The organism is Thalassotalea hakodatensis, assembly GCF_030295995.1.
Lineage (GTDB): Bacteria > Pseudomonadota > Gammaproteobacteria > Enterobacterales > Alteromonadaceae > Thalassotalea_C > Thalassotalea_C hakodatensis.
On record NZ_AP027365.1, the window covers coordinates 356,317 to 382,603 of the forward strand.

Annotated in this window: 25 protein-coding genes; 12 read left to right on the forward strand and 13 right to left on the reverse strand. The window is 38.6% G+C overall.

Annotated features, from left to right (window positions below; genetic code table 11):
- Positions 1–6: 6 nt before the first annotated feature.
- From QUE72_RS01485 to gpmM, 3 genes are all read right to left on the reverse strand, one after another.
- Positions 7–759, reverse strand: coding sequence for a divergent polysaccharide deacetylase family protein (locus tag QUE72_RS01485; RefSeq protein ID WP_286271080.1), 753 nt, complete (start codon positions 757–759; stop codon positions 7–9).
- A gap of 75 nt (positions 760–834) precedes the next feature.
- Positions 835–1,995 carry a murein hydrolase activator EnvC family protein gene (locus QUE72_RS01490; protein WP_286271081.1) on the reverse strand — a complete coding sequence of 387 codons (1,161 nt, stop codon included), beginning with the start codon at positions 1,993–1,995 and terminating at the stop codon, positions 835–837.
- Between the two features lie 38 nt (positions 1,996–2,033).
- The gene (gpmM, locus tag QUE72_RS01495; protein ID WP_286271083.1) at positions 2,034–3,578 is read right to left on the reverse strand and encodes a 2,3-bisphosphoglycerate-independent phosphoglycerate mutase; all 1,545 of its coding nucleotides are present in this window, start codon (positions 3,576–3,578) and stop codon (positions 2,034–2,036) included.
- 289 nt (positions 3,579–3,867) lie between these two features.
- Between gpmM and QUE72_RS01500 the strand changes: the two genes are divergently transcribed.
- The 4 genes from QUE72_RS01500 (at position 3,868) to gpsA (ending at position 6,163) form a co-directional block, all read left to right on the forward strand.
- A complete protein-coding gene (locus QUE72_RS01500; protein WP_074497870.1) occupies positions 3,868–4,293 on the forward strand; it encodes a rhodanese-like domain-containing protein in 426 nt (141 codons plus the stop codon).
- 22 nt (positions 4,294–4,315) lie between these two features.
- Positions 4,316–4,573, forward strand: a complete 258-nt coding sequence (grxC, locus tag QUE72_RS01505) for a glutaredoxin 3 (RefSeq protein WP_074497872.1) — start codon at positions 4,316–4,318, stop codon at positions 4,571–4,573.
- Positions 4,574–4,652: 79 nt separating this feature from the next.
- On the forward strand, positions 4,653–5,153 hold the full coding sequence (gene secB, locus QUE72_RS01510; protein ID WP_286271087.1) for a protein-export chaperone SecB: 501 nt from the start codon (positions 4,653–4,655) through the stop codon (positions 5,151–5,153).
- Positions 5,153–6,163: an NAD(P)H-dependent glycerol-3-phosphate dehydrogenase gene (gene gpsA / locus QUE72_RS01515; RefSeq protein WP_074497876.1), complete on the forward strand. Its 1,011-nt coding sequence runs from the start codon at positions 5,153–5,155 to the stop codon at positions 6,161–6,163. Before secB ends, gpsA begins: the two co-directional genes overlap by 1 nt.
- A gap of 3 nt (positions 6,164–6,166) precedes the next feature.
- Here gpsA and trmL read toward each other — a convergent pair whose 3' ends face one another.
- The gene (gene trmL, locus QUE72_RS01520) at positions 6,167–6,631 is read right to left on the reverse strand and encodes a tRNA (uridine(34)/cytosine(34)/5-carboxymethylaminomethyluridine(34)-2'-O)-methyltransferase TrmL (protein WP_074497878.1); all 465 of its coding nucleotides are present in this window, start codon (positions 6,629–6,631) and stop codon (positions 6,167–6,169) included.
- A gap of 133 nt (positions 6,632–6,764) precedes the next feature.
- Here trmL and QUE72_RS01525 point away from each other — a divergent pair, with 133 nt between their 5' ends.
- Positions 6,765–7,655 carry a cation diffusion facilitator family transporter gene (locus tag QUE72_RS01525; RefSeq protein WP_286271090.1) on the forward strand — a complete coding sequence of 297 codons (891 nt, stop codon included), beginning with the start codon at positions 6,765–6,767 and terminating at the stop codon, positions 7,653–7,655.
- Here QUE72_RS01525 and QUE72_RS01530 read toward each other — a convergent pair.
- The 3 genes from QUE72_RS01530 to QUE72_RS01540 are packed head-to-tail and all read right to left on the reverse strand — an operon-like array spanning position 7,622 to position 10,744.
- Entirely contained in the window at positions 7,622–8,605 is a 984-nt protein-coding gene (locus tag QUE72_RS01530; RefSeq protein ID WP_286271091.1) for an alpha/beta fold hydrolase, read from the reverse strand. The genes QUE72_RS01525 and QUE72_RS01530 overlap by 34 nt on opposite strands.
- A 48-nt stretch (positions 8,606–8,653) precedes the next feature.
- The gene (locus QUE72_RS01535) at positions 8,654–10,036 is read right to left on the reverse strand and encodes an ATP-binding protein (protein WP_286271093.1); all 1,383 of its coding nucleotides are present in this window, start codon (positions 10,034–10,036) and stop codon (positions 8,654–8,656) included.
- Positions 10,037–10,039: 3 nt separating this feature from the next.
- Positions 10,040–10,744: a response regulator gene (locus tag QUE72_RS01540; protein WP_074497887.1), complete on the reverse strand. Its 705-nt coding sequence runs from the start codon at positions 10,742–10,744 to the stop codon at positions 10,040–10,042.
- A gap of 148 nt (positions 10,745–10,892) precedes the next feature.
- Here QUE72_RS01540 and QUE72_RS01545 point away from each other — a divergent pair, with 148 nt between their 5' ends.
- Complete coding sequence (locus QUE72_RS01545) at positions 10,893–11,402, forward strand: Spy/CpxP family protein refolding chaperone (RefSeq protein ID WP_286271096.1); 510 nt, start codon at positions 10,893–10,895, stop codon at positions 11,400–11,402.
- Positions 11,403–11,566: 164 nt separating this feature from the next.
- On the opposite strand, the gene QUE72_RS01550 is transcribed toward QUE72_RS01545, so the two are convergent.
- The 5 genes from QUE72_RS01550 to rsgA all read right to left on the reverse strand — a co-directional run bounded on the left by QUE72_RS01550 (position 11,567) and on the right by rsgA (position 16,727).
- A complete protein-coding gene (locus QUE72_RS01550; protein ID WP_286271098.1) occupies positions 11,567–13,471 on the reverse strand; it encodes a M56 family metallopeptidase in 1,905 nt (634 codons plus the stop codon).
- A 24-nt stretch (positions 13,472–13,495) separates the two neighbouring features.
- A complete protein-coding gene (locus tag QUE72_RS01555; protein ID WP_074497895.1) occupies positions 13,496–13,882 on the reverse strand; it encodes a BlaI/MecI/CopY family transcriptional regulator in 387 nt (128 codons plus the stop codon).
- Positions 13,883–14,039: 157 nt separating this feature from the next.
- Complete coding sequence (locus QUE72_RS01560) at positions 14,040–14,780, reverse strand: glycerophosphodiester phosphodiesterase (RefSeq protein ID WP_286271101.1); 741 nt, start codon at positions 14,778–14,780, stop codon at positions 14,040–14,042.
- A complete protein-coding gene (gene asd / locus QUE72_RS01565) occupies positions 14,780–15,625 on the reverse strand; it encodes an archaetidylserine decarboxylase (RefSeq protein WP_286272935.1) in 846 nt (281 codons plus the stop codon). The genes QUE72_RS01560 and asd overlap by 1 nt, the downstream gene beginning before the upstream one ends.
- A 64-nt stretch (positions 15,626–15,689) precedes the next feature.
- Complete coding sequence (rsgA, locus tag QUE72_RS01570) at positions 15,690–16,727, reverse strand: small ribosomal subunit biogenesis GTPase RsgA (RefSeq protein ID WP_286271102.1); 1,038 nt, start codon at positions 16,725–16,727, stop codon at positions 15,690–15,692.
- Between the two features lie 158 nt (positions 16,728–16,885).
- Between rsgA and orn the strand changes: the two genes are divergently transcribed.
- From orn to QUE72_RS01595, 5 genes are all read left to right on the forward strand, one after another.
- Positions 16,886–17,431 (forward strand): oligoribonuclease, encoded by a 546-nt coding sequence (gene orn / locus QUE72_RS01575; RefSeq protein ID WP_286271104.1) that lies wholly within the window; start codon positions 16,886–16,888, stop codon positions 17,429–17,431.
- A gap of 78 nt (positions 17,432–17,509) precedes the next feature.
- A complete protein-coding gene (locus tag QUE72_RS01580) occupies positions 17,510–18,022 on the forward strand; it encodes a DUF4442 domain-containing protein (protein ID WP_074497904.1) in 513 nt (170 codons plus the stop codon).
- A 156-nt stretch (positions 18,023–18,178) separates the two neighbouring features.
- The gene (locus QUE72_RS01585) at positions 18,179–21,688 is read left to right on the forward strand and encodes a hypothetical protein (RefSeq protein ID WP_286271105.1); all 3,510 of its coding nucleotides are present in this window, start codon (positions 18,179–18,181) and stop codon (positions 21,686–21,688) included.
- A gap of 5 nt (positions 21,689–21,693) precedes the next feature.
- Positions 21,694–21,891, forward strand: coding sequence for a DUF1289 domain-containing protein (locus tag QUE72_RS01590; RefSeq protein WP_074497912.1), 198 nt, complete (start codon positions 21,694–21,696; stop codon positions 21,889–21,891).
- Positions 21,888–23,585 (forward strand): response regulator, encoded by a 1,698-nt coding sequence (locus QUE72_RS01595; protein ID WP_074497914.1) that lies wholly within the window; start codon positions 21,888–21,890, stop codon positions 23,583–23,585. The genes QUE72_RS01590 and QUE72_RS01595 overlap by 4 nt, the downstream gene beginning before the upstream one ends.
- A gap of 7 nt (positions 23,586–23,592) precedes the next feature.
- Here the strand turns inward: QUE72_RS01595 and queG are convergent, their stop codons facing one another.
- A complete protein-coding gene (gene queG / locus QUE72_RS01600) occupies positions 23,593–24,750 on the reverse strand; it encodes a tRNA epoxyqueuosine(34) reductase QueG (protein WP_286271109.1) in 1,158 nt (385 codons plus the stop codon).
- Between the two features lie 17 nt (positions 24,751–24,767).
- Here queG and QUE72_RS01605 point away from each other — a divergent pair, with 17 nt between their 5' ends.
- Complete coding sequence (locus QUE72_RS01605) at positions 24,768–26,285, forward strand: NAD(P)H-hydrate dehydratase (RefSeq protein WP_286271111.1); 1,518 nt, start codon at positions 24,768–24,770, stop codon at positions 26,283–26,285.
- Positions 26,286–26,287: the final 2 nt, after the last annotated feature.

Consider the following 26,287-nt stretch of genomic DNA (forward strand, 5'->3'; position numbering starts at 1 on the left):
CAGGCCCTAGTCTTCTGCAGTAATTTTTGAAAGTACAGGGGACTTTGTTGAAAGTAGGGCTGAAATATTGACTAAGTCGATATTGTGTTTGGCTAATTCAGGAATTAGTGTTTGCAGTGCTTGCATGGTTTCAGGGTGAGGGTGTGCAATGGCTACTACGCGTTTATTTTTTTTAGCATAATAGATAAGTTCATTAAATTGTTGACGAATATAGTGCTGGTCTAATTGATTATCGAGAAAAACTCGACGACTTAAATTTGGTACATCAAATTGTCTGGCTAAGCTTCTAGCTTTTGACTCTCGAGTGGTAACACTATCAATAAAGATAAGTTCTTTTTCTTTTAAAAAACGCATGGTCCATGCCATAGGTGAGTATAATGTAGTGAGCTTACTGCCCATATGATTATTAATGCCAACAGCAAAGGGTATTTCTTCTAATGCGAGTGTCAGGGTATGGCGAATTTCTGTTTCATCCATTTCCGCAGTTAAGGCGCCAGGCCCTAATGCCTTACCTGAGGTTGATTCCATCGGTACATGAATGATCACATCTTTGTTTGATTGATGGGCTTGTTCTGCGATTACTTTACCAAACGGCGTATGAGGCAATACCGCAAAGGTGATATTACCGGGTAATGCTAAGGTTTCGCTATCTGTTTTTCGGTAACCAATATCATCAATAATAATGGCAACCTGTGCATTTTGGGCAATGCATTGGCAAGCAAAAAAAACGAAGAATGCTAAGAGCGAATATTTAGTCATGCGATAGGTATTATTTTATTATTCTCATGAGTCTATCAAGTAACCTGCTGAGTTTCGAGACTAACGAACAATTAATTACCGACACCATAGTTTAGGGTTTACCGCCTTGCCATTATGACGTATTTCAAAATACAGTGCTGATTGATTTTGCCCACCACTTTGCCCAACAAGAGCGATGGGTTCACCCGTTTCTACTCTATCGCCAACGGATTTTAATAACGCTTGGTTATGGCCATACAAACTCATATAACCGTCTCCGTGATCAATAACGGTCACCAATCCATAGCCTTTTAGCCAATCTGAAAATAGCACGACTCCATGGTGAATGGTTGATATTGTTTTGCCTGAGGACGCAGCTAATAAAACGCCTTTCCATTTTAAATAGCCTTGCTTTCTCGAACCAAAACTGCGATTTATTCTGCCTTTTACCGGCCAATTAAGTTTGCCGCGTAATGATGATAATCCGCTGAGTGAAAAATCTTGTTTACTTAAACGGGCGATTCGAGCTAACGCTGCAACTAAACTTTCTTCTTCAGTTTCTAATTTTTCTAACTGCTGTTTTGCTGACATTAGTTGGTTATTTAAAGCGTTAACTGTTTTTTCTCTACGTTGTTTGCCTGTTTCAAGCGCTTGCTTGTCTACTTGTTGTTTCTTTTTTAATTGAGCAAGTTGTTGTTGTTGCGATCGTTGCTGCTGTTCAACTTCATTTAATTGAGTAATTGTTGATTGAAAGGCTTCTATTTCTTTTATGCGAGCGGTATTTAAATATTGATAGTAACTAACAGTACGTTGGACTTTACCTGGGTTTTCTTGGTTTAAAATTAACTTTAGATAATCATGATGCCCAGTACTGTATGCCGCTCTAAGTTGTTTTGCTAGCAGAGTTTCTTGTTGCTGTTTTTTACTGGTTAATTGTTGTTTTTCGGCGGTAAGACGGCGTAGGGTTTGTTGCGTGAGATCAAGCTTTTTATCTGTATTACGTAGCGATTTAGTTTGCTGAGATATGGCTAGCTCATCGGATTGAAGCTGTTTAAGTAAACGTTCGCGTTCCTTATCAACTTCTTTAATCGTGGACTTTTCTTTTTTGATCGCTTGCTTTACTTGATCGAGCTGTTCATCGGTCGCGGTTTCTTGAGCGCATAGCACTGGTGAGAACAACAGAATCACAACAGATAAAAAGCGAGTAAGTACTCGCTTTTTATCTCGCCATACTTGCAAAAGGCTACGTATTGTCATACTAAATTGTAAGCTCGCTGAAAAAATATCATGCGATATTATGAAGTAAGCTCCATCAGATTTGAACCTGTCATTTCTTTTGGTTGTGGTAGTGCCATCAAATTTAAAATAGTAGGTGCAATATCGCTAAGTGCACCTGTCGATGCAGGCGTTGCGTCACGGCCAACAAAAATTAGCGGAACCGGTTCACAAGTATGTGCGGTATGTGCTTGACCTGTTTGGTTATCTGCCATTTGTTCTGCATTACCATGGTCTGCTGTTATTAAACATTCACCGCCAACGTTTTCTAGCGCAGTAACTACGCGTCCGATACAGTTATCTACAGCTTCACAAGCTTTAACCGCGGCATCAAAGTTTCCTGTATGACCCACCATATCCCCATTGGGATAATTACACACAATAAAATCATACGATTGAGATTCAATGGCTGCAACCAATTTATCGGTTAATAAAGGGGCGTTCATTTCTGGTTGAAGATCATAGGTAGCCACTTGTGGGGAAGGAATTAATACACGCTCCTCGCCAATAAAGGTATCTTCTCTACCTCCGCTAAAAAAGAAGGTAACATGCGCGTATTTTTCTGTTTCAGAAATACGCAGCTGTGTTTTATCATGCTTTTCTAACCATTCACCCAATACGTTATTGAGCTCTTCTGGAGGAAAGGCACTAGGCGCATCAATATCGGCGGCATATTCTGTTAACATCACAAAATCGGCTAACGCAGGTGCTTTCTTCTTAGTAAAACCATCAAAGTTTTGTTCCACAAAAGCACGGGTAAACTGTCTTGCTCTGTCAGCTCGAAAGTTCATAAATATAATGGCATCACCGTCATCAACGGTAATTGCTTGACCGTTTGCATCAGGAATTGCCGTTGCTTTGACGAATTCGTCATTTTCATCACGTTGATAGGCGGCTTGTAAGCCTGAAACAGCATCTGCTGCTTGGTATTCTGCTTCACCGAGTACCATCAAATTATAGGCTGCTTCAACACGTTCCCAACGTTGATCTCTATCCATCGCGTAATAGCGTCCGATTATAGAAGCGACTTGACCGCAACCTAATTGCGCGAATTTTTCTTGTGCTTTTATCAGTGAGTTCTCAGCACTACGTGGCGGCGTATCACGACCATCGAGGAAAGCATGCAAATAGATCTCTTTTGCGCCCCGAGCGTGTGCTAGCTCAATCATGGCAAGAATATGATCTTCATGACTGTGTACACCACCTGGTGATAATAAGCCACATAAGTGTACCGCTTTATTGTTAGCAACTGCTTTATCTACAGCAGAAACAAGTGCTGGCACTTGATCAAATTCATCATCTGCAATGGCTTTCGTGATACGAGTAAAGTCTTGATAAACAATGCGTCCAGCACCTAGATTTACGTGTCCAACTTCAGAATTGCCCATTTGACCATCGGGTAATCCTACTGCCATTCCAGACGTTTGAATAAGCATTTTAGGCTTGGTGGCCCATAAGTTATCTAATACCGGAGTTTTTGCATGTTGAATTGCATTTGATTCTTGGTTTTCTCGATAGCCCCAGCCATCTAAAATAATTAATACGGTTGGTTTTTTATTAGCCATGCCAGTTCCTAACATATATTTTTCAGCGAACGTAAACTGTTGCCAAGTATATCAATTACGATGATAAATTGCTGCTTTTGAACTAGACAAAATCGTTCTAACAAAAACCATAATATTGATCGCAATGCGGTAAATTTTTAAACGGGGGAAAATAAGGTAAAAGTGAGTTTTTTGTGGATAAACCTCATCATTGCATAAAAGACGGAATGAATGATTGAAAAATCTGTAAAAAAACGTAGTAATCTGTATACTGTCGGCAAAATTTTCGAACTTAAATACGATTAAACAAATGGAACAATTTATTGCGTTTTTAGGGAATCACCCTATGTTAACCGCTGCTTGGGTTGGTATATTTTTGGCGATTGTAGTCATAAGTGTTCGCATAAAGCTTTCTCCGATCAAACAGTTATCTCCTCAAGAACTGACTTTTCTCGTAAACAGAGAAGAGGGGGTTGTGGTAGATATACGCTCAGAAAAAGAGTTTAAAACGGCTAGAATTTTAGACGCGAAACACTTACCCAGCGAAAAAGCGAATAAAGATGACTTTACTGCGCTTGAAAAATTGAAAGATAAACCCATTATTCTTGTATGCGCTGCTGGCGTATCAGCTTCAAATGTTGCCAATAAAATGCTTAAAGCAGGTTTTAGCCGTGTTAGTGTTTTGAAAGGTGGCATGAATGCTTGGTCTGGTGCAGGGTTACCAGTAGCAAAATAATTTGATTAATTGAGAATTTGTCATGGCTGTTGAAATTTATACCAAAGTTACTTGTGGCTTTTGTATGCGAGCAAAAATGCTGTTGGATCAAAAGAACGTTGATTATCGTGAAATTAAAATTGACGGTGATGCTAAACGACGTGAAGACATGATCAAGCGAGCTAATGGCGCATATACTGTACCGCAAATTTTTATTCATGATCACCATGTTGGCGGTTGTGATGAGTTATTTGCTTTACATGCCCGTAACCAGCTTGATGACTTATTGCAGAAAATATAAACACAGATCACCGATCTCTCGTTATTTAATAAATAGAACCGCTGTTTAATGTACAGCAACTCACTAAGGAATATATATTATGGCTGACGAAAATCAAAGCAGCACAGAAGGCGCAGAACAGGCGCCACAATTTGCCATTCAACGCGTTTACACTAAAGATATTTCTTTTGAAACGCCTAACTCTCCTGCGATTTTTCAAAAAGAGTGGAAGCCAGAGTTAAAATTAGATTTAGACACACGCTCTAAGAAGTTAGCGGATGACACTTTTGAAGTGTGTTTAGCGCTTACGGTAACTGCAACGGTTGAAGGACAAACGGCATTTTTAGCAGAAGTTCAACAAGCGGGTATTTTTACTATTGGTAACTTACCTGAAGCACAACTTGCACATACTATTGGCGCATTTTGCCCTGCAACACTTTTCCCGTACGCGCGTGAAGCGGTATTTAGTTTAGTTAACCGAGGCTCTTTCCCTCAAATTAACTTAGCGCCGGTTAATTTTGATGCATTATTTGCTTCTTACGTTCAACAGCGTTCAGCTGAGCAAGGTGCGGAAGCGCCTGCGAGTACAGAAACTCACTAATGACACACCAGTCAGCAATGGATATTACCATATTAGGGGCGGGGTCTTACGGCACCGCCCTTGCTATTTGTTTTGCTCGTAATGGCCATAACACTTTGTTATGGGGGCGTGATGTTAAACATGTTTCAGCCATGGAAAAGGCACGGTCAAATGAACGTTATTTACCCGATGCTAAATTTCCAGAAACATTAACGGTAACCAATGACTTATCATCGGCGGTATCGGCAAGTGATAATGTATTAGTCGTGGTGCCAAGTCATGCTTTTGCCGATTTACTTAAAAACATTAAATCTGATTTAACTGCTAATGCACGTATAGCATGGGCAACTAAAGGGTTAGATCCGGATACTGGTTGCTTATTGCAAGATGTTGCTCGTCAAATTTTAGGTAATGAAATTGCATTGGCTGTATTATCTGGCCCTACTTTTGCGAAAGAAATGGCCGCAGGTTTACCTACCGCAATTTCAGTGTCGTCGACAGAACAGTCATTTGTAGATGAGCTTTCTCGTTTATTACATTGTGAAAAAACCTTTCGGGTATACTCCAATAACGACTTTATTGGTGTGCAACTAGGTGGGGCAGTAAAAAATGTTATTGCGATTGGCGCAGGAATGGCTGATGGCATTGGTTTTGGTGCTAACGCTAGAACAGCATTAATTACTCGTGGTTTGGTGGAAATGTCACGCTTAGGTGCTGCCTTACATGCCGAGCCCACCACCTTTATGGGTATGGCGGGCTTAGGTGACTTGGTACTTACTTGCACGGATAATCAATCACGTAATCGTCGTTTTGGTTTAGCGTTAGGTCGAGGCACAAATGTTGAACAAGCAATGCGAGATATTGGTCAAGTGGTTGAAGGTTACCGAAACACTAAAGAAGTACATATGCTGGCGCAACGACTCAATGTTGAAATGCCGATTGTTGAGCAGGTATACCAAGTGTTGTATTGTGGTAAAGACGCTAAATTAGCAGCGTCTGATTTATTGTCACGTGAACGTAAATTCGAATAATATTTATATCGAGTTTTCAAACCCTAACTGACGCCACGCCTCGTAAATGATCACAGATGTGGCGTTAGATAAATTCATACTTCTACTGCCTGCAATCATTGGGATACGTATTTTATCTTCGTCAGGTATTTGCTGTCTTACTTCTTCTGTTAAACCTGCTGTTTCCGAGCCGAACAGTAAATAATCACCCTTAGAAAATGAAACATCGCCGTAATAATTTGTGGCTTTAGTGGTGATGGCTAAAATACGTTGAGGTTGTTCGGTATTCACGAAGTCTGCAAAATTTTTATGACGCTTTATTGCGGCAAACTCATGATAATCAAGCCCTGCACGTTTTAATTTCTTATCATCTAAATCAAAGCCTAGTGGCTCTATGAGGTGTAAATTAAATCCTGTATTGGCGCACAACCTAATGATGTTACCGGTATTGGGCGGAATTTGCGGCTGAAACAATACCACGTCTAACATAATGAATTCTCGCGATCGAAATAAAACGGTATTATACCGCTAAGCATCTCGAAGAGAACAGCTTTGGTTAGAAAGTTTAGTGTATGTTAGGTACACTATAATGGTTCTTATGTATCAATAGTGTCGTAAAGCAATGACAAAAAAACAGGCCAGTTATCAACGGTTAGTAAAAATCGCGGCGTTTTGTGCTGTACTGTTTGCTGTTGTGCAAATTTCAATAAAGTTATATGCGTGGTTTATTACTGGCGCAAGTGCCATGCTTGCCTCTTCAACAGATTCACTATTAGATCTTGCTGCTTCGTTTATTAATCTTATCATGTTAACCATTGCCTTAAGACCAGCCGATAACAACCATAAATTTGGTCATGGGAAAGCAGAAAGCTTAACAGGGCTGTTTCAATCAGCCTTTATTTTAGCATCGGCAATATTACTTATTATTCATGGTATTGAACATACTTCAAACCCCGTTATTATTCAGCAATCACACGTAGGTATATGGGTAACAATTGTTGCTTTTGCACTTACCTTATTGTTAGTTGTTATTCAAAAGTGGGTACTTAAACAAACGAATTCTTTGGCCATTGAAGCTGACAGCTTACATTACCAATCTGATTTACTCTTAAATGCTGGGGTGTTGTGCTCATTAATACTGAGCGATTATTTATGGCCACGAGCCGACGGTATTTTTACTATCATTGTTGGTGCTTTTCTCATTGTTGGTGCGTTTAGAATATTAAAGCAAAGTGTTGACCAATTGATGGATCATGAATTAACGGACGCAGAGCTAAAAGTCGTTCAAGATGTGGTAAAAAAACACAAACTAGCTATTGGTGTGCATGATATTCGAAGCCGGCAAGCAGGTGAAAAACGCTTTATACAATGTCATTTAGAACTTGATGATGACTTACCTTTATATCAAGCACACGAAATAGGCGAAGAAATTAGGTTAGCGGTAGAAGCGCAACTGGCGCCTTGTGAGGTGTTCATTCATCATGATCCTGTATCCGTTGTGGTAAGACATTGATGAATATAAGCAAGTACGTCTTCACGTATGTATTCTTGTTCAAATAGTAATTCATGCCTAGCGTCGTTAAACACTCTGGGTTTGTGTGCGCACAACTGTGGATACAGCTGATGAAGCTGTTGACAGAATATGTTTTGTGCTTGGTTATCTACAATGACATCATTAGCCGCTTGTAATATAAAAATCGGTGTTTTGATATTCGATAATTCTCGAAAAATATGCTGATTTGCTTGCAATGCTTGTGCTAACCAATGAAAAGTGACACCACCCAACTGTAATGTAGATTCTTGTTGGTACAAATTGATAAATCGTTCAAATCGAGTACTACATCCCATTAATGGGTTATTAGTAAACAGTGCTGGTTGGTAATTTTTATGACCAGGAAAGTACCAGGGTTCTACTGTTGCCATGCGGTTCATGCAATGCCCTACATGAATAATCGTTTTGGCTAACCAGTAAGGCGTTTTTCCGAAATTTATGGCTATCATAGCTGACGCTAAGATAGCTGATGTTATAGATATTGAATGCCGCTGTAACATGCGTAATGTGATTGCGCTACCCATAGAGTGGGCAAGTATTGATATACTTTTATTCGTGATATTAGGCTGTACTTCGTTAGTAATAAATGTTGCTAAGTCATCGGCATAATGATCAAAATGTTCAACATAGCCTTTATGCGTGTTAGATAGCATTCGTTGAGATAAGCCTTGGCCACGATGATCGTGAATAAAAATGTTATAACCCATAGCGGATAAATCATAAGCAAGTTCTTGATACTTTAGATAACTCTCGCTACGTCCGCTAGAGATCACAATGGTTGGTAATTGCGGATCTTTGACAATATTAACGTAAGCAATACGTATATTGCCTATACCGATAAAACTGGCTGTTTTCGCTTGTCGCCAAAAGCTTGCAATTGCGTCTAACTTCTTTTTATTCAAATTACTCATGAGTTTCAGTACTATATTACATTTTATCTGCGCACAACTAATATAGAATTATAGACCGAATGGCAAAGTGATGGTCACAATAAGTCCACCCATTGGATTATGCGTTGCGACGATATTCCCTTGGTGTTTGTCTATCGCTTGTTTGGCGATGGCAAGGCCTAAACCTGTGCCGCCACTGTCTCTGTCTCTTGCATCAGATACTCGATAAAACGGGTCAAACAGCTTGGCTAAATGTTGCGTTTCAACACCTTTACCGTTATCAGCAACGGTAATTTCTATGTTTTCTTGATGTTTACGCAGTGAGACCTCAATACTTTGTTGATCAAAACTATATTTAATGGCGTTTGAAATTACGTTATTAACCGCGCTAATAAAAAGTGACTCGTTAATAGCCAAAGAGATGTTTGTTTCTGCGTTGAGCTTTACATTAATTGATTTCTCATTAGCGATAAGCTGAGCATCTTCAACAATTATTGCCATTAATTGAGAAAGATCACATTGTGCCATATGAACTGATTCTAGGGTGTTTTCATGGCGAGATAGTGTTAATACATTGCTAATCATTTCATCGAGTTGCATTACTTCTTTTTCACAGCGAGAAAGTAAATCTTGTTTATTCTCAGCTTCGGGTAAAGTTTTTTCTAATAAACCTAGTGTGATTTGCAAACGGGTGAGTGGAGATCTTAGCTCATGTGATACATCAGCTAATAAACGCTGATGAGCAGAAATATTATTTTCTAGCTTGTCAGCCATTAAGTTAAAACTTTTGGCAAGCTGGCCTAATTCATCTCGTCGGTTTTCATTATTTTTCACGCGAGCTTTGAAGTCACCATTGCCGATAGTCAAAGCCGTTTTTTCCATGGCGCGTACAGGCCGAGTTAAATATTTTGCGAACACCCAACAAAAACACATACTTAATAAAATAGGCACGAAAATACGTACCCAATGAGGTAGCAGTAAGATTGTTTCATTAACGTCGCTACTTTTTACACGAGAAGCGATAAATAGTTGATAACTATTTCCTTGAATCTCCAGATTAGTTGGGCCGCTGATACGTGTATAATGGAATAAAACGCTGGTGTTATGGGTGATTTCGTTTTTCCTTAGGTATTTCGCCAGAGGTCTAGCAAAGCGTTTATTATGGTAAAAAATGTTGTTTGTTCTTGGATCTTTTATAAATAATGTTTGTTGAATGAATCGATCACTGCGTTTGATCACTTGTGATGGGTGTTTAAAATTCTTTTCTTGGATCCGTTTTGTAATGAGGGCTAATTTATCCATATCTTTAGCATTTAACGGCAGAATAACATTTTCTTGATCTAATTGGCTGGTGAGAAAATGTGTCATTGAAATCGAGACAATAGTGGTGATCCAAAAAACGAAAAAAAGTTTCACGCCAATTGAGCTAAGGAATTGCTTAAGTTTCAACATACGTTATTGCTCGCTTCCGGATAAGAAAATATAGCCAGCACCACGTATAGTTTTAATTTTTTCATCTTGTGCGTAAGTTGAAAATTTTCTACGGATATTACTCACATGCATGTCAATACTACGATCGAATGGGCTCAGTTTACGCTGCATCACCTGTTGTGATATGAGCTCTTTACTCACAATTGTTCCCGTGTTTTCCATTAATAACGTGAGTAATTGGTATTCTGTGCCAGTTAACTCAATGAGTTGATCATGACAATGTACTTCATGAGTCGCGGGGTTTAGCCGAACATGATTAATATGGTAACTTGAATTGTTGTTTTGCTGTTGTTGGACAATATCAATTCTGCGTAAAATGGCGTTGATACGGGCTAATAACTCACGGTGCTGAAAAGGCTTAGCAAGATAATCATCAGCGCCAAGCTCTAACCCTAATACTTTATCGGTTTCATCGCCTTTTGCGGTAAGCATTAAAATGGGCGTTGTATGCTTGCCGCCTAATGCTTTTAACAGTTCAAAGCCGTTAAGCCCAGGCATCATAACATCAAGTAATATTAAACAATATTTACTGTCTTGTGCTGCTGCTAAGCCTGAAATACCATCATGCCGCGCTTCAAGTTGATAACCTTCGTATGACAAATATTCACGTAACAGATCAGTTAACGTTTTATCGTCATCAATCATTAATATTGTACGTGTATCTGTCATCGTTTATATCCCTGTTGTTGGTACTTGCATTGTTATATTAACTGAGCGAAGGGGGTGACATGAAGTCTTTACACAACTTTTACATTCCTTTGCGTTTCTTTGCATTGAGTTCGTTATGATAATGGTGAATCTTTTAGAGGAGAGTACTATGAACAAATTATCATTGAAGTCTTGTATTGTTGCAATCAGTTTAGCTTTACCATTAGCGCTACCTGCTCAAGCAATGATGTTAGATCAATCAACAGATACAGCCCAAAAAGAAATGCGTCACCATAAAGGTAAATCAATGGCGAAGCATCAGTTAAAAAGAATGGCGCGATTTTTACAACTAGATGATGCTCAGATAGCACAGATTAAAACGATTTATCAAGATGCAAAAATTGTAAAAGAGCAAAATAAAGCAAGCAGAAAAGCATTTCGTGACGAAATGAAAGCGTTAGTGCAAAGTGAAAACTTTACTGAGCAAGCTTTCTTAACGCTACACCAGCAAAACCAAGATCAATTAACAGAATCAGCGTTGCAACGCGCAAAAACTAAAAATGCTATCTATTTGGTCTTGAACGATGAACAGCGTGAAAAATTTGCCAAATTTCAAGAAAAAAGAAAAAATAAACAAAAAGGTAAACGTAAAGGTAAGCGTAAGCATCACGATTCATAACGTGGTATAGGCACGACAGACATTATTTTTTACTGAAGGTAAATACGATAATCGCTGCAATTTAACATTAAGATGATCGTAAGTAGAATCAAAGTAGTATGTTTGAATAATACTACTTTGGTTTTTTGTTTGATACCGACCGATAATTATTTATTGGATACCGCTTATTTCATCAAGCTAAACGAAAATATTTTTGTCATTTTACTTTCGATAGGTTTGTTATTTATTTTTGCAGGTTGAAAGCGCCATTTGGCCATTGCGTTTTTGATCGCACTTTTAAAATAACTCACTCTACTTTTCTTTTCGAACTCAATGTTTTTCACTCGGCCTAAGGTATCGATGGTAAAGTTTACAGCTACGTCGATTTCTAAGCCTTTACGCTTTGCTGATGAGGGGTATCTCGGATCAGGAGAGGTTAGCAATAACGCTTTAGAGCGAACTGGCGGAGGTGCTATCTTAACAGGTGTTGTTTCTTTTGGCTGAGTAAACCTTGCTAATCGCGAATGTGGGATTGGGAGCGGAGCTGTTCGTTTTATTGGGGGCTGACTTTTATCAACTTCTGGCTCATGATTTAAAGCCGCAATTTGTTGCGAATAGGGGTTATCAAGACGTGACGTTTTATTTGATGAACTCGTTCGTTCAAAAGCTATATCTGATGCTGATTTTTTCGTCACAGGTAAAATCGTTTCAATCGTATTTTTTGGTGGTTGGTCACTCGTTAATACGTTGTTCGAAACTGTCTCATTAGACAATGGTGTTTTGGTCGGCACTGGTGCACTAATGTCTTTTTTAAGCTTTTGTTCTTGTTTTGCAATCGCTTGAGTGACTTCTTGATCAATAACCATATCGGAAGTGATGTGATCTGTAATAGGTGAGCTTACGATATCTGGAGCAGCAGTTTGCTCAGGGCTCAACGGAGCTTTATCTTGGTTAATTAATAAATTCGCAATAGAAGCTTCTGATAACTCCACTTCATGTTCAGACAGAGAACGGGGAATATCATTTGCTGAGCTAGCAAATGATATATAACCGGAAGATAAATCGACTATTGGCATTTTTATATATGGTTTTAGTGCTACAGCAAGAATAGAAACGATAATCAACACTGAAGCTAAAAACTTTCCTGATTCATCTGTTTTAGCACAATGGTGCTGATCAACTAAACGAAGCACGCGCTTTTTTAAATCACCGCCTGATGCTGCCATTGCCATTGTTGGAATTGCGTGATGTCGATGGTGATGGCACAAGCTTGCTGTATCGGTAAGTGTGTGCGCATAAGCTAAGGCGTCGCCTGACAGTGCAACGGCGATATCATCACTACAGTATTCACGCTCGTTGCGCATTTGTTTAGAAATCCAACGTACAGCAGGATGGAAAAATAACAGTGTTTCAATCAACGTTTGCAGTAAATTGACCAAATAATCATAACGCTTGATATGCGCTAATTCATGTAACATTAGCATTGATAGTTGGGCTGGTGTTAATCCAGTTATCATTGCTGCAGGTATTAGTACAACGGGTTTCAACCAGCCAATCGCCATAGGTACATCACAATGTAACGCAATGAGTAATTTAGGCTTTCGTGTTAATTTAATCTTTTTTACTAGGGCTTCAAATGTGTTATCTAACGATTTAGACGGCAACCTAACGCCATGTTTTGGTAATTGAACGACGTGGTAAAGTTCGATGAATAATTTTAATGCAAGCATGCAAACCGTTGCTAACCAAAGGATAGATAGAATAGGTAGTGAACCAAGCACATCTTGTTGCCAAGTTTGAGGGTCTGTGACCAAGAATAATTCGTCAGCATTAGAGGTAGGTAAAGCATGTTGTAAAATTAAAGAAGGGCTAATATCCGGCTGATAGATGAGGGAGAAGGTTATCATTGGCACAATCAAGCACAACGCCATTGCTGTGGTTGATAATAGGTATCGAATATTTGTGTGTTTAAAAGAAGTTAATACCAAAGAAAATTTTAACGTAAGCGCGATTAAACCACCCTGCCACAAAAAGTGAATCAAGGTAAGTGCGAGATAATATAATATTGCGCTATTTTCTATGCTATCCATTCTGTTTTTTCACAAATGTGTGCGTTATTCCTGCTTTTCTAAATCATTTAATAACTTACGAATATCTGCTATGTCTTCTTTACTTGTGCTTTCATTGAGTGCTCGCATCACTAACTTTGACGTTGAGCCGCCGAATGCTCGAGTGATCAGATCACGAATTAACGATGATTGTGTTTGCATTTCGCTATTAGCCGCGGCATAAACATGTGCGCGATTACTTTCATCGCGAATCACCAATGACTTTTCATGCATTATTTGTAATATTTTAAGTACGGTTGTATAACCTGTTCTTTGTGTTTGGCTTACCGTTTCATGCACCTGACGTACTGTTGCAGGACCAATTTGCCATAAAATATTTAATAAAGTCAGCTCGGCTTCTGTAGGCTTAACACCATTATTATCATGAGCCATTGAAGTTCCTTAATGCTTTGTGTGGTTAACACTGTTTCCACGTTGTTACGATTATATTACGAACATAATCGTATCTCGTGTTGAATAAATGAGCAACTAAAATTTACATTAAATTAATATTGAATTAACCTGTTGTTATTTATGTTAAATTTTTACTTTATAATTGTCTCGCATGAAAATCTGAAACAATTTTTTGAGATTGCTTAGGAAAATTAGTAAAAATACCCTCAACGTTTAATGCTAAACAACGTAAAATATCTTCTTCACGATCAACAGTATACACCCATATCTTTATATCTGCTTCAGTTAAATGATGGACTAAATCAGCGGATAAGCAGTCAATTGCAGGGTTAACAGCGTCTACATTTAGTGAAATCAAAGATGCACCTAGATCGTGAGGGTTATGTGCAATCAATGCAGCAACGGCGTATTGAGGCATAAACTGCTGGCAAGCGCTGATTAGCTGGTGGTCAAAACTAGACAATAATATTTGTGTCGACGAAAAATTACATTGTGTTACAGCTTCCGTTAAATGAACTTGTAATGAGTTTAACAGAGCGCTAAGTTCTGTTTTGTCTTGAGGCACTGTTTTGATTTCAATATTGACCATTACACGACCATCAATGTGGCGAAGTGTCTGCGTAAGTGTTGGGATATGTTGTGCGTAGCCAAGAGCTAAAGCTGTTAATTCGGGTAAACTATAGCGGTTAATATGCCCGTAGTTTTGGGTAGTTTTATCCACAAAATAATCATGAATAACAACAAAACAGTTGCTGGGAGCGTGGTAATGAACATCAAGTTCTATTCCATCAGCCCCCTGTATAATTGCTTGTTCAAAGGCAAGAAGTGAATTTTCGGGATATTCGCCGCTTGCACCTCGATGAGCAATAATTTTCATTACTCTGACGGCGATTCTTTGGATAAAATTGTCGCGAAAGGCTCTCCTAAACGGGTGATAGTTTCAGGACCTGCTTCAGGTACAAAATCAACCATATTTGGTGAAAATGTAGCGACCACTGTTGAGCCTAATTTAAAGCGGCCCATTTCTTCACCTTTTTGCAAGTGAATCGCGCCTGTGCCAGATTTTGGATATTGCCAACGAAACACATCTTTTCCTGCTGGTGGTGTAATGGTACCAGCCCACGTAGTTTCTATGCTGGCAACGATGGTAGCGCCCACTAACACCATTGCTAAACTACCATGCTCTGTATCAAAAATAGTGACAACACGTTCATTTCGAGCAAATAAATCTGGAACATTTTGCGCAGTGAGCGGATTTACTGAAAACAGGTCACCAGGCACATAGATCATCTCTCTAAGTGTGCCGCTCATTGGCATATGTATGCGGTGGTAATCTTTCGGTGCTAGATAAATACAGGAAAACTTGCCATTTTCAAAGGGTTCTGCGGTTTTGTTATCGCCACCGAGTAGACTTTGTAGACTATAATTAAACCCTTTTGCTTGAATGAGTTGTCCATCTACTATGTCTCCTTGCTGGCTTATAGCGCCGTCTACAGGGTAGCAAACTTCGTTTTTATCTGGATTTATTGGTCGAACGCCCTCTGCCAACTCACGGGTAAAAAACTCGTTAAAGGTAGAAAAATCTTCGGCATTTTTAAATTTCGCTTCATTCATATTGATATTGTAAGCTTTAATAAACCATCGAATAGCTTTGGTTGTTAACCAGCCAGCTTCTGCTGCGGCAAATTTACCTACAAGTCGTGAAATACCGTGTTTTGGCATTAAGTATTGTAAAGCGATTTTTATGTTATCTACGGACACGTATGGTTCCTTTAATTATCTTATGTTAATCATTAAATCTGGAGGTTAGCGTATTTGTACCTAAACTTGATAAAATACGCTGAAAACTTGCTAATCGTTCGGGATGAATCGCACCAGCTTCGCAAGCGGCTACCAGTGCACACCCCGGATCAGTTTGGTGTTTACAGTCTCTAAATTTACAGGTGCCAAGGTAGTCTGCAAATTCAATAAAGCCTTGGTAAACTTGCTCAGGCGTTAAATGCCATAAGCCAAATTCACGAATGCCTGGAGAATCAATTAAATCACCACCATCAAGAAAATGGTAAAGCCTCGCCACTGTTGTTGTATGTTGTCCTAATCCTGAGTTTCCAGAAACTTCTTTGGTTAATAAGCCAAGTTCAGGCATCAACGAGTTTGTTAGTGTGGACTTGCCAACACCTGATTGCCCGACAAATATACTGGTGTTATCTGCTAATTGTGCTTTAAGCGTAGCGATACCTTCTTGAGTTGTATTGGAAACTGCCAATATTTTATAACCAATATCTTGGTATATTTGTAATTGCTCATCGATAATTTCAGCGAGGTCATCATCAAGTAAATCTATTTTATTGAGCAGAATAATTGGTGGTATATCGGTTTGCTCTGCAGCAACAAGATAACGATCAATAATATCAGCATTAAAAGCAGGTAATACCGAAGTCACGATTATTATCTGACTAATATTGGCGGCAATGGGCTTAACGCCATCATAAACGTCAGGACGAGATAATACAGAATCACGTTCATGAACCGCTTCTATAACACCAGAAATACTGTGCTGTGTTTCTTTTCCTTGTCGCCAAAGTACCTTATCACCACAAACTAAAGAGCCAACAGAACGACGCAAGTTACAGCGAACAATGTCACCTGATGTGCTTTCAACGTCAGCATGTTGTCCAAATCGACTGATCACTACCCCTTGTTGTGATTCTCCTAATTCGTCATCTTGCCATTCGACAGCAGCAGATTTTCGCGCTAACTTTTTCGCTTGGTTGGCGTTAATTCGTCTGAGTTGACCTTTGGTTAATTTTTTAGCTTTTGCCACAGAAATTTTTCATTTTAATCGTCGTTAATATATAGTTTGGTTAAAACAAAATGTTTTAATCAATATGTGTTGTCACGTATTATACGGATAAATTTATCTTACAGCTATTACTTGTCAACGTTTAGTAATGTTCAAGTGCAAGTCATCAAGGGAAACATATGTCTTTAAGCGAAACCAACTTAATTTGGTTAGATTTGGAAATGACAGGTCTTGAGCCTGAACATGATGTGATTTTAGAAATTGCTAGCATTGTAACCGATAGCCAGTTGAACCTGCTTGCTGAAGGGCCAGTCTTTGCTATCCATCAACCTGACGATGTGTTAGACAATATGAATCAGTGGTGCATCGATACGCATGGTGCATCTGGGTTAACGCAACGTTGTCGAGAAAGTAATGCTTCCTTGTTAGATGCAGAAGCAGCAACCATAGCTTTTTTAGAAAAGTATGTACCAGCGGGCGCGTCACCAATGTGTGGTAACAGTATTGGGCAAGATAGACGTTTTATTAATAAATATATGCCTCACTTTGAACAATATTTTCATTATCGAAATTTAGATGTTAGTACGATTAAAGAGCTTGCTCGGCGCTGGAAACCAGAAGTTTTAGCTAAAGTAGAAAAAAAAGGCGTGCATTTAGCGTTGGATGATATTCGAGAGTCGATAGAAGAGCTTAAAGTGTATCGCGAACATTTATTTAATTGTTAATAGCAATACTGTTAGAAAAGCACGACAAGTGCTTTTTTCTTTGCTAAGGTTTTATGGTCTGACCAGTTAAAGGGGTGAATGATGCGTAATAAACTCGCGAAGACCATTAATAAATTAAATGTATTGCCTGCTGGCATAAAAGGTTTTTTAATAACCAAGATTTTTTGCTCAAAAGTAAAGTATGCAGGCACCACCGGCATTCGTATTGAGCAATTAACCGAATCAAAAGCGGTTGTGAGATTAACCAATCGAAAAAAGGTACAGAATCACATCGGCTCCATACATGCTGTGGCCGCTGCGGTATTAGCAGAATCTACAACGGGTATGGTTTTTGGTATGAATGTACCAGACACTTGCATTCCATTACTAAAGTCGATGCGTATTGATTATCAACGACGAATGCAAGGGAACTTAAAAGCGATTGCATTGTTAAACCAAGATCAACGCGACAGTATTAATCATATTGAAAAAGGTGAGTTAGTCGTCCCTGTGGAGATATTTGATGAAACTGACCAACAACCTATTGTATGTACCATGGAATGGGCATGGGTACCGAAACGAAAAACTGAAGCTGTTAAAGAAAGCCGTTGATTATTAGTCATAATTCCATAAACTGTAAAGATTGCATGTTGAATATGTACCGCTGATTACACTAAATAATAAACTGTAATCACTAAGATTCTTCAAGCTGAAGCAGTAACGCTACGATAGCGTACTGATCTATTTTTGCAGGTAGTTGATAAACGCATGGATTCAAAAACGTCACTTCATAAGCAGTTAGCATCGCATTTCACCAAGATATCGTTGGTGTTTTTGCTTTCGGTATTTATTCTACTCTATCTTATTTATGCGCGGGAAACAGAATTAGATGCGGTAAATAGTTCTGCAGTGCCGGCTTTGCAAAAACAAGCCGCACTCCATCATTTAACCTGGCAAAGTATGGTGTTGTTTCAACAGCTCACTGAAAGTACTGAAGCAACACAATTAACAGATAAACACCAGCAATTACTATCACTTCTTGCACAAATAAGACAATTAACCCCAGTGGGGAAAAGACAGCTTTCACTTATTGTCGATCGCTTTGAAAAGCTCAATGTCCATGCAAGAACAATCACTAATCATGCTGAAATAAACGAGTTACTTCATAAAAATGTATTGATTCAACTACAACTTGTTCATGATCAACTAAATCAAGAAATTACCAGTAAACAACGTGCTATGGATAAACTTTCACAGCAAATCACTGAAGATAAAGTATCTGATTCTGTTACGGTATCTCGGGCGAAAGCACACCTAAACCTGACGAGTGAGATGACATTATTAACGAAAACACTCAATAGTGTCGTTGAATTACAGGTGATGTTTCAGCGACTATCTATCCGCAGTGTTCAAGTTGACTTTAATTATCTAACTAACCGATTTTCTGAAATATTAACTTATTGGCAGCCTGCGTTAACAGAGTATTCGAAGTCTGATGATAGCAGCAATAAATTACTACTTGTGCTTCAAGAGTTGCAGTTATTGATGTTTGGCGAGCAAAATGTTGTTGCTAAATGGCGAGGTCATATTCGTATTGCTCAACAATACATAGAACAGGTTACGTTAGAGCGTCAAAATACACTGGAAATATTACAACGAGTAAGACTGCCTACAATCACTCAACCTGAGTTTCCTGGGTACTTGGCAGTATTGTTAGCACCTTATGCCAAATATAACTATCGCAACTTTTTATTGGCGATACTTATTGTTGTTAGTGTTCTTTATTTGCTCTTAATTGTGCAAATACGTCATAGTAAACGGCAACTTAAACAGTATGAAAGTAACTTATTATCTGTTGTAGAACGAAGTAGCTCTGGTAGTGAGGTTATTAAAGAGCAGATAACCACAAAGTCACTTGCAACAGTATGTGAAGAAATTACCCAACTGAAAAAACCTTTACACAATGAATCTGACTACCAACAATTACAAGCATCGTTTCAAGAGCAGCAAGCATTTTATCTAGAGCATTTAGGATCTTTTTATACTAAAGAGCCCACTGAAATACCTAGCACACTCAGTGAAATATTATCAAAAGGAAGTAATACACAACATAATACATGGCGTGCATTATTTTCGAATCAACAGATAAAAGCATTATTAAAAACAGCAAAACAAAGTAAAAAGCAACAAACGGTATCAAGATGTATTGTTGACAATAAATGGGGAGCAAGTTTTAGCTTTACTATGCTCTACCTTAAAGGTCAGTGGCGGGTTTTGATACAAGATAGACAGGTCTACATCAACCTACAACATGCTTTAGAACAACAACTTAATGACGCTAAAGCTGAAATAAACTCGTTACAATATCAACATCAAACACAACTATCAGAGCTGCAATTAACAATTACACGTGCCTTATTAAGTACGCAAAATACAGCTAAAAGTTATGAAGATCATTACCAGCAGCTATATCGACGCTTCCAAGAAACGATTACTTGGTGTCATCAGGCGTTATTTTTAGGCGCCAGCACTAAACGAATACCTGAATATACTGCTGAGGTTAATGTTAGCAACTTTACGCACTCTGTTATGAATAACATTGCGCTTGAGCAAAAATCTAAAACCAATCGTGTGTTTTTATCCCTAAGTCATCAAATAGCAGAACAAGCGACGATAAGTCAGCCTTATGCTTATGATTTTTTACTCACGATTGGAAAACTTGTACTGCAAGAGCAAATTTCTGCTGTGTTGTTGTTGTCGGTTGACGTAAAAGATATAAACCCTGGTCAGCAAGTGTTAACCATTGATTATCAAGTTAAACATCACACCAATCACCTTTCAATTCCGGCGATTGTTGCTTTACTTAACGACGATAAGGTGATGCCTAATACGCCAATTGTTATACCTTATCTGCAGGCGCTTTGCCGTAAATTACATATTAAAGACCTTCGAATTTCACAACTTGAACATGGATTCAATTTAAATTTTGATTTACCTCTTGCAGTAGCGAGTCATCGTGAAAAACCTGCTAAAGACGTTTACCTTAAACAGCAACAAATATATTTGTTATCCACTGATCCATACTTAACGTCATTTATTAATGATACGGTCATCGACAATCATGGGAAAGTTGAGGTGTTTTCAAAAGCAGCACAAGTACGTGATGCGCTTCATGTAAAACATCTGAAAAAACATGCTGATTCTGTGTTAATAATAACATCGGAGTTTAGTCAGAAAGATCTTGAACTTATGACTAATCACTTTAATGGATTACCTGAAAAAATTGCGCCAAAATTACAATTTATACAAGGATTTTCAGGGCAGTATTTAACGCGAACTGGGCTTTGCTCGTTAAGTGATAACGCTATATCAAATGTACAATTGCTGACCAGTTTGTCTGGATTATTGCATAATTCGGGTAGGCATAATCAACTTCTTTCTAGGAAAGTTTTTAACCACTATCATTATCGAGCATCTAAAGTTCAGGTGTTGTTAGCAAGTGATCGCATAGCGCGCCTAGCACCGTTGATAACATTATTACAATGGGCTGGGGTAAAAGTAACTACTGTTAGTGAAGCTCATCAAGCTATCAATTATTGGCAGACGGGACGATTTACTTTGTTATTGACAGACTTTACTCAATCACCTTATGTCGAATTATCAGCAGGACGAAAACTAAACAGGGGAGTTTTTCACCTCGACTCAACTGCATCAAATATTGACACTCCTGAAGACTTTTTACATTGGCAAATAGGGACGCTAGCACCTATTGATAAACTAGAGGAATTACTAGCGCAGTTAGCGCCGTGGCTATCGCCATTACCGTCACTTGAGTTGATTGAATCTAAAAATAAGCCGGTAGAAAAGTTAGCGTTAAGTAAAAAGAAAGAGATTAGTAAACCAGAAAAACCTATTCGAACAACTGACATTGAGCCAACTCAGCATTTGGCACACCAAACCCCGTTTGATTTGAGTCAGTATGCTGAAAATCAAGGTTCGCCAGAGTTAGCAGTATTTATGCTAGAGGATTATTTGCAAGACATCTCGCAAGCGATATCGACGATAAGTTCAGCACTGAAAAATAATAATATTGAACTAGATGAACCGTTATCAATCTTGATCAATAGCAGTAAAATAGTAGCCGCAGAACAGTTATACCTTAGTGCTAATGCATTAGCTCAAGCAGTTGCTGTTGGACATAGCACCGACATTCATGAGGCTTTGCAAACGGTGATAACACACCATCAAGCACTGCACGACTTTTGCCAAGCGATCTAAATACCATGAAAATTGATAGTAAAACATTAAGCCCTTGCATTCGAAATTGCTGTTTAGACAACAAGGACGTTTGTATAGGGTGTGGTCGACATGTTGATGAAATTGTTGGCTGGCGAAACTTTTCTGATGCACAAAAATACCAAATTTTGGACAGATGTGTTGAAAGGGTGCATAGTAATAAGAGTAAAGACACCAATAAGTGACACAATTAATGGAAACTGCCGGTAAAGACTTTTTTGTAGGTTATGAAGAACTTAAGGTATTAATTATCGATGATAACACCTTAATTCACGACACATTAAAAAAAACCTTATATGGACTTGGTATTCGCGAAGTTAGGTGTGCGCAAAATGCTTATTATGGCATGCGACTTTGTAATGAAATGCAATTTCAAATTGTGGTTTGTGCCTTCAATGTAAATAGTGATAAAGACGGGTTTCATTTATTAGAAGAGTTGAAGTTTAAAGGACATGTCACTAAGCGTACGGTGCTCATTTTTTTAAGCACAGAGACCAGTGAAAGTTTAGTTAACTCGATTATTGAATTACAACCTGATGACTTTTGGGTTAAGCCTTTAATTCCAAAGGTTGTTAAAGAACGCTTATCGAATACATTAAAAATAAAGAGTAAATTATTTAACTTATATCAAGCGATTGATAGACGTGAGTTTTCTAAAGTAATTTATTTTGCTGATCAGCATTTGAAGAATAAATCCTTACGCCACCTCCATCCCAATATATTGCGCATGCGTGGTGAAGCCTTGTTAAGTTTATTGGAATTTCATGAAGCAGAATTATTTTTTCAAGGGTTATTGAAAAAATATAAATTTGGCTGGGTATATTTAGGGTACGTAAAGTCTTTATTAAAGCAAGGTCGTATAGATGAAATACATGAGCTGATAAGTTCTTTAACCGACAAACCAGAAACACGTTTTGCAATGCATGACTTATTAGCTCAATACCATATTGAACAGGAAATGTATGCTACGGCTTACGAGGAAATCAAAAAAGCAACATTATTATCGCCACGAAACATAGAGCGAAATAAAAAGTCATGGGACCTTGCACGGCTTAATCATGATCATATCGGACAATTTCAAGCGACAAAAAGTATTGTTGCCAATGCGAAAAATTCTATTCATGATTCGCCTGAACTCTTATTAAACGTGATCAGAGCAGGTATTGATTTAGCAATAACGATAACAGACGGTAGCGCAGATAAACTGTTAAATCAGATTGAAAGATATATTCAACAAGTTCAAGAAGACTATAAAGAAGCAAGTGACTTTAAAGAACAAATAGCGGTCGCGCAAGCTCGCTTATTTAAAGCTCAAAACGAAGAAAAACGTGCAGAACGCATTGTTGAACATAAAATATCGCTTAGACCAACGCCAGAAATTGAAGATAACCTAGATAAGGTGAAAGTGTTTCACGAATTAGGTATGCGTGAAGAGGCTATGCTTTTGTTAGAAGCGATTAAAAATCAAATATCTGGAGAGTCACTAACGAGTCAAGTGGTTAACCGGTATATCGAACAAGAAACCAAAGAACGTGCTGACATCCATTTCACACCTAAACAATTACATGATATGGCGGTTGAACATTACCAGAAAAAAAGGTTTTCACCTGCACTAGAATCTGTGTTGCAAGCGATACAATTAGCACCTAACAGTGTGAAGTTTTCCACGAGTTTATTAAAAATTATGGTGGCTATGAAAGAAACCGGAGAACTAAAGGAAGAAGATTACCCGTTTGCAGATAAAGCGATTAAACTTTTTGATAACACGAAACTTGAAGGGAAACATGCTGAAGTGGTGGCTGAAGTGAAAGAGAACTGGCAACGTTTCTTTAGAAACCCCCATGCTCAAGAAGATGTTAACATTGAAGAAGCTGGTTAATAAACCGCTAAGCGTCTCTTGGTAGACCTTTTTCTATTGAACGGACTAACCTGGCATGTAAGCGGTGCTGCTTGTTTTGCTTAACTGAAATCGTTATTTCTGATTGTTTATTTTTCTGTTGTGCAATGGCCCAATCAATATGCTCTGCAACCATAGCCGTTGCCTGCGTTCTTTTAGCGCTTAGTGTTGAAATAATGTTAGGTGAGTAATCGCTATTTCCTAAGGCTACCGCAATATTTCGTTGCCAACATTCAAAACCTATGCGCCTTATGGGAGATCCTTGTAGTGTTGATAAAAATGTTTCTTCATCCCATGCAAATAGCTCAAGTAAAGTCACGGCATCTAATCCTTGTCTAGCTTGAAAGTCTGTTTCTTGAGACAGTTGTGCAAACTTATTCCAAGGGCAAATTAATTGGCAATCATCACAGCCATAAATTCGATTACCTATTAGGGGTCTAAATTCTATCGGAATGGCTTCTCGTAATTCAATGGTCAAATATGAAATACACCTTCTGGCATCAACCTCGTAAGGCGCTACAATAGCTTGAGTCGGGCAAATTTTAATGCAAGCAACACATGAACCACATGAATTTTCTTGTTTTTCACTTATTGGCAGCGGAATATTGACTAATAACTCACCGAGAAAAAACCATGAACCGGCATGTTTATTAATCAGCAGGCTATGTTTTCCAACCCAACCTAAGCCTGCTTTTTCAGCTAAAGGGCGTTCTAAAATTGGAGCAGAATCAACGAAAGGGCGATAATCAAGCTCGTGGCAATAGTGCTTTATTTTTTCACCTAAAGCTTTTAAACGTTTACGCATTAATTTATGGTAGTCTCTTCCAAGCGCATATCGACTCACATAAGCATGATCTTTATTTTTTAATGTTTGAGCAAAATTTGCGTTTTCGGGAAGGTAATCCATTCGAACACTGATCACACGAATTGTACCTGGATGAAGTTTATCAGGGTGCGCTCGCATATCACCATGATTGGCCATGTAACCCATTTCACCATGGTATTGATTGTCTAACCACTGTTCAAAATGATGATGATACTCGGACAGATCAATATCACTAAAACCGACATCGGCAAAGCCAAGCTCTTTGCCCCAAGACTTGATTTTTTCGGCTAATTCTAGATAGTTGATAGTTGAGTTATCCATTTATTGAGTGTTAAACGATGCCCGTATTAAAATTGTTGAGAAGTTTACCACAAAGCGCCTATTGCGCGACACAAGTGTTGGCGAATGAACATTGTCTTGCCAAGGAGCAAGGGCTTGAATTATATGCCTTGATGGAAAAAGCTGGACAAGCTGTTTTTTCGCGCATCCAAGAACAATACTCAAAAACAACACAGTTATTTATTTTAGCTGGTAAGGGTAACAATGGTGGTGATGGTTTTGTGCTTGCAAGACTAGCAGCAGAAGCCGGTTACAAAGTGACTGTTTATTTATGCGCAGAAGCTGAACAGCTTAAAGGCTGCGCACTAACAGCTTTTAATTCTTTACAAAAAACAACTATTACGGTTCTATATCAAAGTGAGCTAGCGCTCACGCCCAACTTTTTTCAAGAGAATCAATATGAGCTGATTATTGATGCGCTATTTGGTATTGGTTATCAAGGAGCATTAAAGTCAGAGCTTGCGAAAATCATCAACCTTGTCAATGGAACAAATATTACAATCGTTAGTATTGATGTACCTTCCGGGTTAAATGCCACCACTGGATACGTAGCAACCACTGCAATACGTGCAAGTGAAACCGTTACTTTTATTGCTGCTAAACAAGGGTTGATGACCGGCCAAGCTGCAGTTTTTGTTGGTCAACTTTATCTTGCAACCCTTTCGCTCAATGAGTGCTTTCAACAACGTGTTGATACGCAAATACACCTTCAAGGGAAAAATGCTATTCCGGATTGTCCTGTGCGTAATGACGCTAGTCATAAAGGCCATGTGGGGTTATTGCTTTGTATTGGTAGTCATGTGGGTATGCCAGGTGCAATCCGGTTAGCAGGTGAAGCCGCATTACGCACAGGTGCGTCATTGGTTGCGGTGTGTTGCGATTTCAATAACCATCACTTTGTAGTAAACGGACGTCCAGAGCTTATGCTTGCGCCAAGTGATGCTGAGTCATTAATGAAAAGCCATTATTTTGAAAGAGCAAAAGCGATGTTAATTGGACCTGGCTTAGGGCAAAATGAATGGTCGTCAGCATTATTTCAGTTGATACTTGAAGAAGAGCGCCCTTTAGTTGTTGACGCAGATGCATTGCAACTATTAGCTAAGTCGCCCTGTAAACGTAAGCATTGGGTGCTAACACCGCATCCAGGTGAAGCCGCTAAGTTATTGAATTGTACTATCAGTCAGGTAGAAGAAAATCGCTTTGATGCAGTGAAAGCTATCGCTAAAAAGTTTGGTGGTATTTGTGTGTTAAAAGGTGCAGGTTCTTTGATCTCAGATGGAGAGATAATTTGGATAAATACATCGGGTAATTCAGGGATGGCCTCTGGTGGCATGGGCGATGTTTTATCCGGTATAATAGCTGCGTTATTAATGCAGCTATCAGATCCAATGGAAGCAACGCGATTAGCCGTGTATCTACACGGTAAGGCAGCAGATGATATTGCAAAAAAACAGGGTAAAATAGGTATGTTAGCTAGCGATCTTTTTCTACCTATTCAGCAGTTACTAAACAAGTGAAT

Bases quoted from the DNA above. Each gene is read 5' to 3' on its own strand.
- QUE72_RS01550 (WP_286271098.1), bottom strand. From the start codon at position 13,471: ATGGATAGCATAGAAAATAGCGCAATATTATATTATCTCGCACTTACC.
- QUE72_RS01490 (WP_286271081.1), bottom strand. From the start codon at position 1,995: ATGACAATACGTAGCCTTTTGCAAGTATGGCGAGATAAAAAGCGAGTA.
- asd (WP_286272935.1), bottom strand. From the start codon at position 15,625: ATGCCAAAACACGGTATTTCACGACTTGTAGGTAAATTTGCCGCAGCA.
- QUE72_RS01605 (WP_286271111.1), top strand. From the start codon at position 24,768: ATGCCCGTATTAAAATTGTTGAGAAGTTTACCACAAAGCGCCTATTGC.
- QUE72_RS01530 (WP_286271091.1), bottom strand. From the start codon at position 8,605: ATGAGTAATTTGAATAAAAAGAAGTTAGACGCAATTGCAAGCTTTTGG.
- QUE72_RS01555 (WP_074497895.1), bottom strand. From the start codon at position 13,882: ATGGCTCATGATAATAATGGTGTTAAGCCTACAGAAGCCGAGCTGACT.
- QUE72_RS01580 (WP_074497904.1), top strand. From the start codon at position 17,510: ATGATGCGTAATAAACTCGCGAAGACCATTAATAAATTAAATGTATTG.
- QUE72_RS01525 (WP_286271090.1), top strand. From the start codon at position 6,765: ATGACAAAAAAACAGGCCAGTTATCAACGGTTAGTAAAAATCGCGGCG.
- gpmM (WP_286271083.1), bottom strand. From the start codon at position 3,578: ATGGCTAATAAAAAACCAACCGTATTAATTATTTTAGATGGCTGGGGC.
- grxC (WP_074497872.1), top strand. From the start codon at position 4,316: ATGGCTGTTGAAATTTATACCAAAGTTACTTGTGGCTTTTGTATGCGA.
- QUE72_RS01500 (WP_074497870.1), top strand. From the start codon at position 3,868: ATGGAACAATTTATTGCGTTTTTAGGGAATCACCCTATGTTAACCGCT.
- QUE72_RS01585 (WP_286271105.1), top strand. From the start codon at position 18,179: ATGGATTCAAAAACGTCACTTCATAAGCAGTTAGCATCGCATTTCACC.
- QUE72_RS01560 (WP_286271101.1), bottom strand. From the start codon at position 14,780: ATGAAAATTATTGCTCATCGAGGTGCAAGCGGCGAATATCCCGAAAAT.
- queG (WP_286271109.1), bottom strand. From the start codon at position 24,750: ATGGATAACTCAACTATCAACTATCTAGAATTAGCCGAAAAAATCAAG.
- orn (WP_286271104.1), top strand. From the start codon at position 16,886: ATGTCTTTAAGCGAAACCAACTTAATTTGGTTAGATTTGGAAATGACA.
- QUE72_RS01540 (WP_074497887.1), bottom strand. From the start codon at position 10,744: ATGACAGATACACGTACAATATTAATGATTGATGACGATAAAACGTTA.
- QUE72_RS01590 (WP_074497912.1), top strand. From the start codon at position 21,694: ATGAAAATTGATAGTAAAACATTAAGCCCTTGCATTCGAAATTGCTGT.
- QUE72_RS01485 (WP_286271080.1), bottom strand. From the start codon at position 759: ATGACTAAATATTCGCTCTTAGCATTCTTCGTTTTTTTTGCTTGCCAA.
- QUE72_RS01535 (WP_286271093.1), bottom strand. From the start codon at position 10,036: ATGTTGAAACTTAAGCAATTCCTTAGCTCAATTGGCGTGAAACTTTTT.
- QUE72_RS01545 (WP_286271096.1), top strand. From the start codon at position 10,893: ATGAACAAATTATCATTGAAGTCTTGTATTGTTGCAATCAGTTTAGCT.
- secB (WP_286271087.1), top strand. From the start codon at position 4,653: ATGGCTGACGAAAATCAAAGCAGCACAGAAGGCGCAGAACAGGCGCCA.
- gpsA (WP_074497876.1), top strand. From the start codon at position 5,153: ATGACACACCAGTCAGCAATGGATATTACCATATTAGGGGCGGGGTCT.
- trmL (WP_074497878.1), bottom strand. From the start codon at position 6,631: ATGTTAGACGTGGTATTGTTTCAGCCGCAAATTCCGCCCAATACCGGT.